The organism is Microbacterium sp. NPDC058269 (assembly GCF_042881445.1).
Taxonomy (GTDB): Bacteria; Actinomycetota; Actinomycetes; order Actinomycetales; family Microbacteriaceae; genus Microbacterium.
Map to the genome: position 1 here is coordinate 423,928 of NZ_JBHVXT010000001.1, position 12,357 is coordinate 436,284.

Consider the following 12,357-nt stretch of genomic DNA (forward strand, 5'->3'; position numbering starts at 1 on the left):
GCTTAGGCGTGGCGTCCGTGAACCCACCGAGCGTCTCACCGGGTCTAATCCCCGCAACGTCACTCGCACGGACCAGACATCGCGTCGACGACCGCCGTCGCATCCGCCTGGAATCGCGAGTAGTAGTCGCGGTCGGTGTTGATCTGCACGCGGTGGATCGCGTGGGAGGGCTCCATCGTCTGCCAGTCGGGGAGCCGTCCGAGACGGTCGAAGAACAGCGTCGTCGCGGTCGCCGGGTCCATCCGCTGCTCGGCACTCCCCCACCACTCCTGCTGCTGGAACAGGCCGATACTGGTCGTGCGCGTCCCGTCGGGGTTGGTGAATCCGCTCGTCTCCCAGTCGCCGTAGTCGATGTTGCGCAGACTGCTCTCGCCCATCGCCGTCATCACCCCGAGGATCTGCCCCTCCCGCGCGAAGCCGAGCGTCCCCGCCGTGCGGATGATGGTCGCGGCGTTCTCGAGCTGCTCACCGCTCCATCCCTCGATACCCGCCTCGGGGAAGGTCTGCGGATCGTCGATGCAGATCGGGGCGGGATCGCGCGCGAGCCCGAGCGGGATGAGGACGAAGAGACAGACCACGACGGCGAGCGCACCAGCCGAGAGCAGCACCCGCTGCAGGATCTTCCGCCGACGCAGGCGGTTCGCCGCCTGCCGTCGAGCACCGGGCCTGCGGCGCCTCCCCGTGCTCTTCGTGGTCTTGCGTCTGCCCGCCCGCTTCGTGGTCGCCCGCCTGCGCTTCGCTCGCGATGCCGGTGCGGCACTCATGGCCTGAGGGTTCCCCCGGCTGGTCGAGGACGGCGTCCGACGAGAGCCGCGATGCCGCCCCCGACCGCGCCGAACAGGTGGCCCTGCCAGGAGATGCCCTCGGCGACGCCGAAGACTCCGGCGAGCATGGATCCGCCGTAGAGCGCGATGACGACGACCGCGATCACGGCGTAGAGGATGCGATGCGCGACGCGACCGGGTGCGAACACCCGCATCACGACGTACCCGAAGTAACCGAAGACCAGCCCCGACGCGCCGACGGTCAGGGTGCCGGGGGCGTTGAACACCCAGGTGCCGATGCCGCCGACGATCGCGACGATGGCCGTGACTGCCCAGAACCGGCGCGTCCCCTCCACCGCCACGAGACAGCCGAGCACCAGGAAGGGCACGGAGTTGCCGATGAGATGCTGCCAGTTCGCGTGCAGGAGCGGACCGAGCACGACACCGCCGAGGCCGGAGACGTCCCACGACCGCAGTCCGAAACCGGTGAAGGAGCCGGGAAGGATCGCGTCGACGAACTGCACCACCCACATCGCGAGGAGAAGGAGCACCGGCGAGGCGAAACGGCCGAGCGGATGCTGCGTCTTCGGGGGCGGGGTGACGGTCACCGGACGATTGTCGCAGGTGCAGCCCGGAGGGGACTGAGCGTCTGCCCGGGAAAGACAGCGGGCAAAGAAAATGACTCTCCGCGCACCCAGCAGAGCCCGGTTACCCTTGCTGCGTTTCCGCCCTGGGGGAATTGGCCTGGATGCCGCCACGCGGAGAGCCGTCAACCATCCTAACCCGACCGGCGCGATGCTCCGAACCGCACCTCGCCTTCCCCTGCATCCTCAGGGGAACCTGCCAGAGCGATGCGTCCCGTGCAGGGTTACGATCGAGTCACGCGCACTGCAGCGCCGATGTGAGAGGGAACGCATGCCAGAGAACGCCCCCGTGATCGCGGTATCGATGGATGCCGAGAGGTTCGCCGCGCAGACATCCGCGATCCTCGGCTCGATCGGCCAGGTCATCGACGGCAAGCCGGACGCCGTGCGCAGCGCTCTCGTGTGCCTCCTCGCCGAGGGGCATCTGCTCATCGAAGATGTTCCCGGAGTCGGCAAGACCATGCTGGCCCGGGCGCTGGCCGCGAGCGTGGATGCGACGGTGCGCCGCATCCAGTTCACCCCCGACCTGCTTCCCGGTGACGTCACGGGCGTCTCCGTCTACAACCCCGTGGATCGCGAGTTCGAGTTCAAGCGCGGCGCGGTGTTCGCGCACATCGTGATCGCCGACGAGATCAACCGGTCCTCCCCCAAGACGCAGTCCGCCCTGCTGGAGGCGATGGAGGAGGGCCAGGTCACGGTCGACGGCGCCACGCATCTGCTGCCTCAGCCGTTCCTGGTCGTCGCGACCCAGAACCCCCTGGAGATGGAGGGCACCTACGCCCTCCCCGAAGCGCAGCGCGACCGTTTCATGATGCGCATCTCGATGGGCTACCCGGATGCAGCCGCCGAGGCCCTCATGCTGCGCCAGCGCGATGTCGTCAGCCCACTCGCCGCCGTGTCGCCCGTCGCGGACGCGGCATCCATCGCTCACCTCATCTCCTGGGCGCGTTCGGTGCACGTGGCTCCCGCTCTCGAGGAGTACGCGGTCGCCCTCGCACAGGCCACCCGCTCGGACCCCAACCTCCACCTCGGTGCCAGCCCCCGGGCCACCCTGCAGCTGGTCAGGGCCGCGAAGGTGTGGGCCGCCCTCGACGGGCGCGAGTACGTGATCCCCGACGACATCACGGCACTGCTCATCCCGGTCCTCGCACACCGTCTGCTTCCGGCGCGCGGCGCGCATCGCGCCGGCGCACAGCCGGTCGAGGCCGCCCTCACCCAGATCGTCGAACGGGTGCGCGTCCCCGTGGCGACGCGCTCCTGACAGAGCACATCATGCGAAGACGTCGATCCCTCACCGGCCGTGGTGCCGGAGCGCTCGTCGCCGCTCTCGGCTGCATGATCGCCGCGAACCTCCTCGGCACGCGCATCCTGCTCTATATCGGCGTCTTGCTCGCGGCGGTCACCCTCTTCTCGCTCCTCGCGGTCCGGCTGCCGCGACGATCCGGCACCGTCACTCGTCAGATCTCGACCGACCTTCTCACGGTGTCCGAGACGTCGCGGGTGACCGTGCGGTTCTCGCTGCGTGCCATCCGCGTGCCGCGGGGGCTCTGGCATGATGTGCTCCCCGATGCGGTCTCCGGCGACTCCGGCGGCGAGTATCCGCCGGAGACCGGACAGCTCAGCTACCTGATCACCGGCGTCCGACGGGGAGTCTGGCCGCTCGGCCCGCTGATGCTGCGCACGGTCGATCCGTTCGGTCTGGCGCAGCGCGAGCAGGCGTTCGGAGAGACCCGAAGCGTGACGGTCGTCCCCGAGGTGCTGGCCCTCGCCCCGCTGGCCGTGCGGGTCGGGGCCGCAGGCGGGACCGCGCACACCTCGTCGACCAGACTCGGACAGGGCAGCGACAATCTCTCGCCGCGGGGATACATCCCCGGTGATTCGATGCGTCGCATCCACTGGCGGGCGACGGCGCACCGCGGTCAGCTGATGGTGCGCCAGGAAGAGGAGGAGTCCAGCCCCGACGCGGTGGTCGTGCTCGACCGGAGCGCTCGTCGCTGGGACGCCGCGGGAACGGCGGCCGATCCGGCATACGAAGCCGCCGTCTCCCTGTGCGCCTCCGCGGCCGTGCATCTCGCTTCCGAGGGCTACAGCGTCGACGTGCTCGACAGTGCAGGAACCCTGCTCGGCGCGCTTCACGGACACGAAGACGACCGCGACGGCCTGCTCGCGGCTCTCGCGATGGTCACGCCGCGCGGTGAGAGCCGCGACCTGATGGCGCTCATCGGCGGAACCCCACCCGGCCCGCTGGTCTACATCACCGGCCGCCTGGACGAGGAGGATGCCGCCCTGCTGCGTTCGGCGGGAGCCGCTGCGCCGATGCTGTTCAGCACCGAGCTGCTCCCCGGCGCCACCGAGGCCTCCACTCGACACGGATGGACCGTTGCGCCGCTCGGGGACGACATCTCCGCGGCCTGGGCCGACGCGGTCTCGGCCAGGATCGGAGTCGGCGATGTTCCGCGCTGAGCACGCTCCACCGGCATCGGCAGCCGTGCACAGGCCCGCGTTCTGGCACCGAGACCATGAGGAGCCGGCCGGGATAGTCGGCACCGGGGCGCTCGCGGCTGTGGCGGCACTCGTGGCGATGTGGCCGTTCACCTCGGTCATCTCTCCCGGGGCGTGGTCCCTCACCGTCATCACGGTGATCGTCGCCGTGGCAGGTACCGGGATGCTGACGCGGCACCTCCTGCGACGACGATCCGAGTGGGTGCAGGACCTCGTCACCCTCGCCGTGCAGGTCGTGATCGCCATCGCCGCCGTGACGCTGCTCATCGCCGGGGACACCGCCATCTTCGGGATCATCCCCACCTCCGCGACGCTGACGCTATTCGGAGTGCTCGGCGCATCGGCGGTCGAGGCCGTCGTGTTCGGCTCCGCACCGCTGGACCCTTCGCCCGGCCTCGCGGCCGCGATGGGTGTCGGTTTCGCGGTGGTCGCGATTCTCCTCGACCACCTGGTGACGCACCGTTCGGCGGTGCTGGCGGTCCTGCTGACCGGAGTCGTCGGCGCGGTGCCGATGATCGTCACACTCGGCGATACGAACGTCGTGTGGTTCGTGCTCTTCGGCGCGACCGCCCTCCTCCTCCTGCGATACACCGCGCGGAGGCATCCGGAATCCCCACGCCGCTCCTCCACGTCGCTCGCGGTCGCGGTCGGAGCCGCCGCGCTGGCGACGACCGTGGCCATCGCCCCGATGCTGCCCGTGACGGCGAGCCTCGCCGGCAACGGAGTCGGCGTCACGGTCGACGCGTCGCTGCGCCTCGGCGACGACCTGCGTCAGCCCAACCCGGTCGAGGTCCTCACCGTGGCCGCGAAGGGCGACACCGCACCGTATCTGCGTCTGACCACGCTCTCCCGCTTCGACGGCCGTGTGTGGCAGCCGGACGACGGCGACCTGCAGTCGCAGAACGACGGATTCGGTCCTCCGGAATGGGGCGAGGACATCGCGACGGAGGAGCAGAACACCTCGATCCGCGTGCTGCGGATGTCGAGCGCCTGGCTCCCCGTGCCCTACCCCGCCACCGCCGTGCAGGGACTGAGCAACGCGTGGCGGATCGCCCCCGAGAACCGCACGCTCTACTCCCGGGGTGCCGACGCGGTCGGAAACGACTACACGGTCACTTCCTCGCGGCTCATCCCCACCCTCGAGCAGATCCGCGCGCTCGACGCCGCCGCGCCTGTCGTCGATCCGGACGCCGAGCCGGTCGAGCTTCCCGGCATCATCGCCGAGCTCGCTGACGACGTCACCGCAGCGGCGAGCACCGACTACGACCGGCTCATCGCGCTGCAGAACTGGTTCCGGTCGCAGTTCGCCTACTCGCTGGAGACACCCGTGGAAGAGGGCTTCGACGGCACAGGAGCAGAGGCCGTCGCGGAGTTCCTCGAGGCACGATCCGGGTACTGCGTGCACTTCGCCGGGGCGTTCGCGCTGATGGCGGAGAGCCTGGGCATGCAGGTGCGCATCGTCGTCGGGTATCTTCCCGGCTCGATGACCGACGAGAAGCGCGGCAGTGAATCCGTGTTCTCGGTGACCAGCGATCGGCTGCACTCGTGGCCGGAGGTGCTGTTCCCCGGCCTCGGATGGGTGCCGTTCGAGCCCACGGCGTCTCTGGGGGTGCCCACGGCTTTCCGCCCCGGAGTGACGCAGGGCAGCGGCACCGGAGGCCCGTCGACGCCGGCCCCGTCTACGGCACCGCAGGCCGAGCAGACGTCGGGGCCCGAGGTCGATCGCAACGATGCCGGTGGCAACACGGCAAGTGGCGACGACCTACGCCGCCTCGACTCGACGCCGGTCGTCTTCACCGCGCTCGGCGTCGTCGTGCTGCTCCTGCTTCCTGCGGTGATCCGCCTCGTCGAACGCCGCATACGCCTCAACCGGGCGCGCCGTGGAGATCCGGCGGCGGCATGGGCCGAGCTCCGGGACACACTGATCGACCTGCAGATGCCCGTATCGGACGCCGACACTCCGCGCGTGCGCGCAGCCGGTCTGGTGCAGCGGAACGGCGTGGGAGCGGAGACGATGCGACACCTGACCGATGCGGTCGAGCGTTCGAACTACGCGCGCTCCGGCGAGGCGACGGACGATCTCGCCGCACCGCTGGGCGAGGTGCTCGGGAGCCTGCGGCAGAGCGCCGACCGGGCGACGAGGGTGCGCGCGGTCCTCATGCCGCGTTCGCTGTATGCGCCGCGAGCCGCAGAGCCCGGCGTGACGGTCTGACCCATCGGGCGGCTCCTGGTCAGGCCGCTCCTGGTCAGGCCGCTCCTGGTCAGGCCGCGTGGGCGGTGCAGGGCACGGCGACGCAGTCTTCGCACACCACGAACTGCGATCGACACGACAGGTCGGGACAGTTCGCGGTGCGCTTGGTCGCCGCTCCACACCCGACGCATTCTCCGATGACGGCTGCATGATCGGAGAAGTCGACGGACCCCCGACCGTCGAAGACGTAGAGCGACCCGTCCCAGAGGCCGTCGTCGCCGTACTTCTCGCCGTACCGGACGATGCCACCCTCGAGCTGGTACACCTCGCCGAAGCCGCGGGCCGTCATCAGACTCGACAGCACCTCGCAGCGGATCCCGCCGGTGCAGTACGTGACAACGGGCTTGCCTTTGAGATCGTCGTAGACGCCCGAGTCGAGAAGCTCGACGAAGTCCCTGGTGGTCTCCGTGTCGGGCACGACCGCACCGCGGAAGCGACCGATCTGCGCTTCGAGCGCGTTCCTGCCGTCGAAGAAGACCACGTCATCGCCGCGCTCGTCGATCAGATCGTGCAGGTCTTCGGGCGTCAGACGAGTGCCGCCGCCGACCACGCCGTTCTCATCGACCCGGAGCTCACCCGGGGCACCGAACGACACGATCTCTTCGCGCACCTTGACGCTGAGTTTCGGGAAGTCGATGCTTCGACCCTCGGCATCCACCCCGGTGCCCTCGCTCCATTTGATGTCGGCGTCGGCGAACGGCCGGTAGGAACGGAACGAACGCAGCCACTTCTTCAGCGCACCGATGTCGCCCCCGAGGGTGCCGTTGATCCCGTCCTTCGAGATGAGCAGACGTCCGCGCAGGCCCAGCGCCTCGCCGAGGTCGCGCTGCCAGACACGGATGGCCTCGGGGTCGGCGAGAGGGGTGAAGGCGTAGAAGAGAACGATCTTGGGTGTTGCCACCTAGGGATCCTACGTCGTCGACCTCGGTGCCGATCCGAACTCCCGCCGATGCCGCGCGTGGCCGCTACTTCACGTCGCGCTTCATGAACGAGACGCCCCCGGCGAGGAGAGCCAGCAGCACCCATCCCGCCGTCACCCCTCTGGCCTGCCAGCCGTCGAGACGGTCCTCCGGCATGATTCCCACGGCGGTGACGTCGAACCCCACGGCCTCGAGCATCACGAGGGGCGGGAGGAAGGCGGCCACGGCACCCCAGAACACCGTGAGAAGCAAGGCTGCGCTCATCGACATGGATGCCACGAAGAGAGCCACCAGATGCACCTGCACGATCACTCCCAGCCCCAGGCCCCAGAGCCCCGCGACAGCACCGAACGCCAGCGTGCTCCCGACGGCAGACCACTCCGCCGCTACGCCGCCCATCGTGACGATCAGTGCGAGGTGGCCGCCCAAGGCAGCCGCGAGAGCCACGACCGCTCCGCCGACGGCCGCGGCGGGCACTCTGGCAAGGAAGAGCGCCCACCGCGGCTCCATCGTCAGGCGCTGAGCGATGACTCCATCGCGCCGGTCGATCGTGTAGCGGAAGGAACCGTAGACGGCCGCGAGAACTCCGCCATACGTGGCGAGCATGACGTGGAACGTCTCGATGAACGCTGCTCGGGCGTCGGCCGGTGCAGCCGCGATGTCCGGCGGGACGCTCGTGGCCAGGGAGAGCGACATCACGAACGCCGCGGCCACCATCCCGAGCAGCACGACGTCGCCCGTGAGACTGTACGCCTGGACTCGAAGCGCCCTGCCGATCACGCGAGGCCCCGGCGTCCTCTGAGCCAGGCGAGGGCGACCAGCCCGATGGTCCATGCGAGTCCGACTCCGAGGGCTGGTGCGAACTCGAGCAGTCGATCCTGGTACCCGGGGACGCCCAGTGCGGCGATGGCCAATCCGGGCGAGAACCTCGCCACCTCCGGCGCCGTGCGCAACAACGCGAAGTCCACGACCATCGGAAGGACGAGGACCAGCGCTGCCGTCGCGTAGTAGTTCCGGGTGATCCAACCGACGGATCCGCCGAGGAACGCACCGAGGACCACACCGACCAGAGCGCCGGTGTACAACTGCCACGAGTCCGGGGTGAGCGTGAGCGTCAGCCCGTTCTGCAGCAGCACGACGGCGACACCCACTGTCCAGAGAATGAAGATGCAGACGGACAGGGTGACCGCGGCGAGCGCCCCCGCAACCATCTTTCCCCAGAACGCGCGACGGAAACCTACTCCGGTGAGTGTTCTGTCCATCGAGGCGTAGTAGTACTCGCGGGTGACCGCGTACGCACTGACGAATGCCGCGGAGATGACGGACCAGGCGAGCGGCTCCAGAAGACGAGAGGTGGCGAGACTCGAATCGACACCGACGAAGTCGAAGCGGGAGCCGTCGGAGAACAGCACGAAGGCAGGCATGAGAAGGGCGACGAGGTAGACCGGCAGGACCGAGGGCCCGCTGACTGCACGTAGCGCCTCACTGCGGATCGCGTTCTTCATGCGGTCGTCCCTCCCACGAGATCGAAGTACTTGCTCTCGAGCGAGTCGGCTTCGCTCGAGACGAGGTCGCTCAGCCGCCCGGCGAAGAGCGCACGCCTCTTGATCACGACGACCTCATCCACGAACTGCTCCAGTTCCGCCAGCTGATGGCTGGCGACCAGCACGGTGCCGCCGCGTTCGGCGAATCCCCGGAGGAACCTTCGGAGCCACCGGATGCCATCGGGGTCGAGCCCGTTCGCCGGCTCGTCCAGGATGAGCGTCCGAGGGGATCCGACGAGAGCGGTGGCCAGGCCGAGTCGCTGGGCCATCCCCGTCGAGAACGTCTTCACGCGGCGACGCGCATCCGCGGTGAGCCCCACCTCCTCGAGCACCTCGTCGACACGGCTGCGAGCCGCACCGGCCGCCAGCCGGGAGATCTCCAGATGTCTCCTCGCGGAGATACCCACCTCGAAGCCGAACCCATCCATGTGGACGCCGACGTGCGAAGCGGGGTCGTCGAGCGCAGAGAAGGGCACGCCGTCGATGACGCTGTCGCCGCTCGTCGGGGTCAGCAGGCCGACGAGCGCTCGCAGCGTCGTCGACTTCCCCGCCCCATTCGGTCCGAGAAGGCCGACGACCGCTCCACGTGGCACGACGAATGACAGCTCCTCGACGGCTGTGCGGTGGCCGTACCTCTTCGTGAGTCCTCTGACTTCAATGGCGTGATCGTTCATGCTCATCCTTCTTCCTCTCTCTCGCTCTGAAGAGTCGACAGGGGGAGCGTCACGCCCGTCGTCCAGAGCGCCTGCCACAGGTTTCCCACTCCGATCTCGACGCGTGCCTGCCCCGTCGACGGCAGCCTCCCGCTCTCCTCGGACACGTCCACGCCGGCGACGATCACCGCGGGGACCGACACACCGTCTGCCTGGACCGGGAAGAGCGCATCGAGTGGCGCCGTCGTCGGTCTCGGTGGCTCTGGCCTGGTCGTTCCCGCGCCGACCGTCTCGTTCGCAAGAATGCCGTTGCTCATCAGGACGACAGGGGCGCCGTACGGTATCTCCCCCTCGGCGTCCTCCCCCGCCTGCAGAAGCACCACCTGGCCGCCGTGCGTGGAGAAGCCGAACGTGGATGTCGACGGCACCGGGATGACGAGGCCGACGATGGCGATGCTCGCGACGAGTGCGGTCCCGACGGCGGCGAACCGAAGCCGCGAGACGCCCGAGCGGAGCACGCGTCGCAGGGCCCGCACCAGCAGGACGACGCCGACGAGGACGACCACAGCTTCCAGCGCGACCACGAGCAGGCCGAGAACCGGTCCGCCCCCGGCGAGCGCTCGTGCGGTGCGGCCGACGGCGAACAGCACCAGCGCGGCGGGGGCGACGAGGCTGGCGAGACCGAACGGGACGCTCCACCACCTGTCCAGGAGTCTGCTCGTGCGCTGTCCGCCGAACAGGAGCCGAGCCAAGAAGCTCGCGCCATCGTCGATGGCTCGTCCCCGGAGATTCGGCTCATCGAGCGCACTCATGAGCGCGATGTATCCGTCGAACCGCACGAACGGGATCAGGTTCACGACAACGATGGCGGCGCAGGAGAGCGCGAGCAGCAGCAGCGTCTGACGGATGACCTGTGGGGGGAATGCGAGCGCGGCGAGAAGTGCGACAGCGGAGACGGTCGCGTGCACGGCGGGGCCTGCCAAGGCGATCGCCACGCGTTGCCGGCGGTCCGGGAGACGCCAGCCATCGGTCACGTCCACGAAGAATGCGGGGGTGAGATAGAAGAGCATGAAGCCCGCCCGGCGGGGCCTCCCGCCGAAGCGGGTGAGCGTGAGTCCGTGGGCGGCTTCATGGAGCAGCGTCATGAGCGAAAGCGCAGCGACGAGAATCACGAGGCCGGTCAGCGGCAACGGCATGGTGAGGACGTTCAGGAGTTCTCTCGCCTGGAGGATCGCGGCCAGCAGCCCGAGGACGAGCAGGGTGGCGACCGATGCCAGCACCACGCGACGCGACAGCGGGACGACCAGATGGTCCAGTCTGCGGAAGATGCCGGGTGCATGGAGCGTCGCGATCTGCAGGGTGAAAGGGGGACGATAGGTCAGGCGTCCTGGGGGGAGCTTCGTGTCGCCTTCCAGGAGTCCGCTGGCGCGGAAACGCTGGGCGAGGTGAAGAAAGCTCTCCAGCGACTCGGATTCCGCGAAACGCCCGTGCAGATCGCGAAGCGCCGTCTCGCCGTTCATCGCCGTCAACAGGTCGACCACCGTCCGAGAGACCCGCGACGAGGGCACGCCGTGGACCATCGCGATCCATACCGCTTCATCCGCGACCTCCTCGAAGGCGACGCCGGAAGAGAGCCGCGGGCAGGCCTCGGCGTCGAGCAGAGACCTCTCACGAGATCGTCCGCGAGGGGAGCTAGTCGGAGGCACCGTCATCCTCCGCTGCGGGCGACCCCGCCCAGGACGTGGTGAGAAGGAGGATCTCCACCCCGCTGTCCGTTCGGACGGGAGATATGGCTGGCACCGCGAAGCCCGTGTCGACGAGCTCCCGCGCGAGGATGTGATGGTCGAGCACATGCAGGCGGCTCGTGAGCACCGTCACCTCCGCGCCGGCAGTGATGTCGGCGACGCGGACCCAGTTGACGACACGTGCCGAACCTCCCTCTTCCATCTGCTGCGCGAAGAGGTAGGCCTCCTCCCCCTGGGGCCCGGGAACACCGATCTCCTGGTCTCTCGGTATCGCGAGGCTCTGCGCCGAAGCGCCTCCTGCGACAGTGAAGGCGAATACCCCACCCGCCGCGAGGTGACGCCGCACGGCCGCATAGAGCCGCGACCGTCCGTCGCTGTCGAGCAAGGTGATGGACGTCGCCCCGATGACGACGAGTCCGTATCGGCGTCCCAGAGAGAAGTCGCGCATGTCCGCGACGATGCACTCCACCGTCGATTCCTCGGGCAATGCACGACGAAGGTGCGAGAGCATATCGTCGGAGAGATCGATCGCGGTGACGTCTCTTCCCGATCTCACCAGCGGAATCGTCAATCTCCCGCCGCCGGCGGCGATATCGAGGATGGGGCCCTCGGCCTGTCTCGCGAGCGCCAGCATCTCTCTGATCTCGGCACGGTCAGAACCGACCAGCCGCTCATAGAAATCGGTGCCGACGCCCGCGTAGAGGTCTAGCTCTCGGGGAACCGCACCGACCATCGCGAGTCGCGCGGATACTGCTTCGGTGATCAATCCTGACATTCACACATCGCCTCTCAGGGGGGGGTAGGGTGCGGACGTGCGAAGTGCGCCCGCACCCCTCGTTCAGGTTGCGATCGCTGCCGCTCCGCCGATGATGGCAATGATGTAATTGGCGTGCTGCCACCATTCAAGCGGTGCGTCGATCTGTTCGAGTTCTACGAACTCCAGCGACGTCGTCTGCACTGTTCACCTCCTTTGTCGACCTTCGAATGGGGCTCTTATGTCAGAGCGAGAATTCCGATGATGACCCCTACGGCAAAACCCCGAATGTAGTCGTCGGTGTCGTTCAGGGCCTCCATGGCCTCGAGTTCGGTGAACTCGAGCGTCGGCATTGTGGTGTTCATTCTCACCTCCTTTCTTCTGTCGATATCTGTCACCAGCGGTCAGGTCGCTGCGGCTGCGCCGATCCCGATGAGGACCAGTGCACCTATCGCGCCCTGATAGAAGCTCTCCCAACTGGGGGCTTCCATCGTGTCCAATTCTTGGAACTGGATTGTGTTTTCAACTCTCTCGCCCATTCAATTCACCTCCTCTGGAATAAGTACCGGAGGTCGGCGGT

At 68.3% G+C, this 12,357-nt stretch carries 14 protein-coding genes and 1 other RNA gene; 3 read left to right on the forward strand and 12 right to left on the reverse strand.

Annotated features, from left to right (window positions below):
• Window positions 1–59: 59 nt before the first annotated feature.
• The 3 genes from ACFVWL_RS02035 to ffs form a co-directional block, all read right to left on the reverse strand.
• A complete protein-coding gene (locus ACFVWL_RS02035; protein ID WP_387177865.1) occupies window positions 60–764 on the reverse strand; it encodes a hypothetical protein in 705 nt (234 codons plus the stop codon).
• Window positions 761–1,372, reverse strand: a complete 612-nt coding sequence (locus tag ACFVWL_RS02040; protein ID WP_387177868.1) for a rhomboid family intramembrane serine protease — start codon at window positions 1,370–1,372, stop codon at window positions 761–763. Before ACFVWL_RS02040 ends, ACFVWL_RS02035 begins: the two co-directional genes overlap by 4 nt.
• 66 nt (window positions 1,373–1,438) lie before the next feature.
• Window positions 1,439–1,535, reverse strand: an RNA gene (gene ffs, locus ACFVWL_RS02045) — signal recognition particle sRNA small type.
• Between the two features lie 144 nt (window positions 1,536–1,679).
• Here ffs and ACFVWL_RS02050 point away from each other — a divergent pair.
• The 3 genes from ACFVWL_RS02050 to ACFVWL_RS02060 are packed head-to-tail and all read left to right on the forward strand — an operon-like array spanning window position 1,680 to window position 6,122.
• Window positions 1,680–2,669, forward strand: a complete 990-nt coding sequence (locus ACFVWL_RS02050) for an AAA family ATPase (protein WP_387177871.1) — start codon at window positions 1,680–1,682, stop codon at window positions 2,667–2,669.
• 11 nt (window positions 2,670–2,680) lie between these two features.
• Window positions 2,681–3,871 carry a DUF58 domain-containing protein gene (locus ACFVWL_RS02055; RefSeq protein ID WP_387177874.1) on the forward strand — a complete coding sequence of 397 codons (1,191 nt, stop codon included), beginning with the start codon at window positions 2,681–2,683 and terminating at the stop codon, window positions 3,869–3,871.
• Window positions 3,858–6,122 (forward strand): transglutaminaseTgpA domain-containing protein, encoded by a 2,265-nt coding sequence (locus tag ACFVWL_RS02060; protein WP_387177876.1) that lies wholly within the window; start codon window positions 3,858–3,860, stop codon window positions 6,120–6,122. The genes ACFVWL_RS02055 and ACFVWL_RS02060 overlap by 14 nt, the downstream gene beginning before the upstream one ends.
• A gap of 49 nt (window positions 6,123–6,171) precedes the next feature.
• On the opposite strand, the gene ACFVWL_RS02065 is transcribed toward ACFVWL_RS02060, so the two are convergent.
• From ACFVWL_RS02065 to mpaA1, 9 genes are all read right to left on the reverse strand, one after another.
• Window positions 6,172–7,062 (reverse strand): rhodanese-related sulfurtransferase, encoded by an 891-nt coding sequence (locus tag ACFVWL_RS02065; protein WP_387177878.1) that lies wholly within the window; start codon window positions 7,060–7,062, stop codon window positions 6,172–6,174.
• A gap of 64 nt (window positions 7,063–7,126) precedes the next feature.
• Window positions 7,127–7,861: a hypothetical protein gene (locus ACFVWL_RS02070; protein ID WP_387177881.1), complete on the reverse strand. Its 735-nt coding sequence runs from the start codon at window positions 7,859–7,861 to the stop codon at window positions 7,127–7,129.
• Window positions 7,858–8,586: an ABC transporter permease gene (locus ACFVWL_RS02075; protein ID WP_387177882.1), complete on the reverse strand. Its 729-nt coding sequence runs from the start codon at window positions 8,584–8,586 to the stop codon at window positions 7,858–7,860. Before ACFVWL_RS02075 ends, ACFVWL_RS02070 begins: the two co-directional genes overlap by 4 nt.
• Window positions 8,583–9,299: an ATP-binding cassette domain-containing protein gene (locus ACFVWL_RS02080; RefSeq protein WP_387177885.1), complete on the reverse strand. Its 717-nt coding sequence runs from the start codon at window positions 9,297–9,299 to the stop codon at window positions 8,583–8,585. The genes ACFVWL_RS02075 and ACFVWL_RS02080 overlap by 4 nt, the downstream gene beginning before the upstream one ends.
• A gap of 2 nt (window positions 9,300–9,301) precedes the next feature.
• Window positions 9,302–10,984, reverse strand: a complete 1,683-nt coding sequence (gene mpaP / locus ACFVWL_RS02085) for a daptide biosynthesis intramembrane metalloprotease (protein ID WP_387177888.1) — start codon at window positions 10,982–10,984, stop codon at window positions 9,302–9,304.
• Complete coding sequence (mpaM, locus tag ACFVWL_RS02090; RefSeq protein ID WP_387177891.1) at window positions 10,971–11,798, reverse strand: daptide-type RiPP biosynthesis methyltransferase; 828 nt, start codon at window positions 11,796–11,798, stop codon at window positions 10,971–10,973. The genes mpaP and mpaM overlap by 14 nt, the downstream gene beginning before the upstream one ends.
• Window positions 11,799–11,861: 63 nt before the next feature.
• Entirely contained in the window at window positions 11,862–11,981 is a 120-nt protein-coding gene (mpaA3, locus tag ACFVWL_RS02095; protein ID WP_387177893.1) for an MpaA3 family daptide-type RiPP, read from the reverse strand.
• A gap of 35 nt (window positions 11,982–12,016) precedes the next feature.
• Window positions 12,017–12,142, reverse strand: coding sequence for an MpaA2 family daptide-type RiPP (mpaA2, locus tag ACFVWL_RS02100; protein ID WP_387177896.1), 126 nt, complete (start codon window positions 12,140–12,142; stop codon window positions 12,017–12,019).
• A gap of 39 nt (window positions 12,143–12,181) precedes the next feature.
• Window positions 12,182–12,316, reverse strand: coding sequence for an MpaA1 family daptide-type RiPP (mpaA1, locus tag ACFVWL_RS02105; RefSeq protein WP_387177899.1), 135 nt, complete (start codon window positions 12,314–12,316; stop codon window positions 12,182–12,184).
• Window positions 12,317–12,357 lie beyond the last annotated feature (41 nt).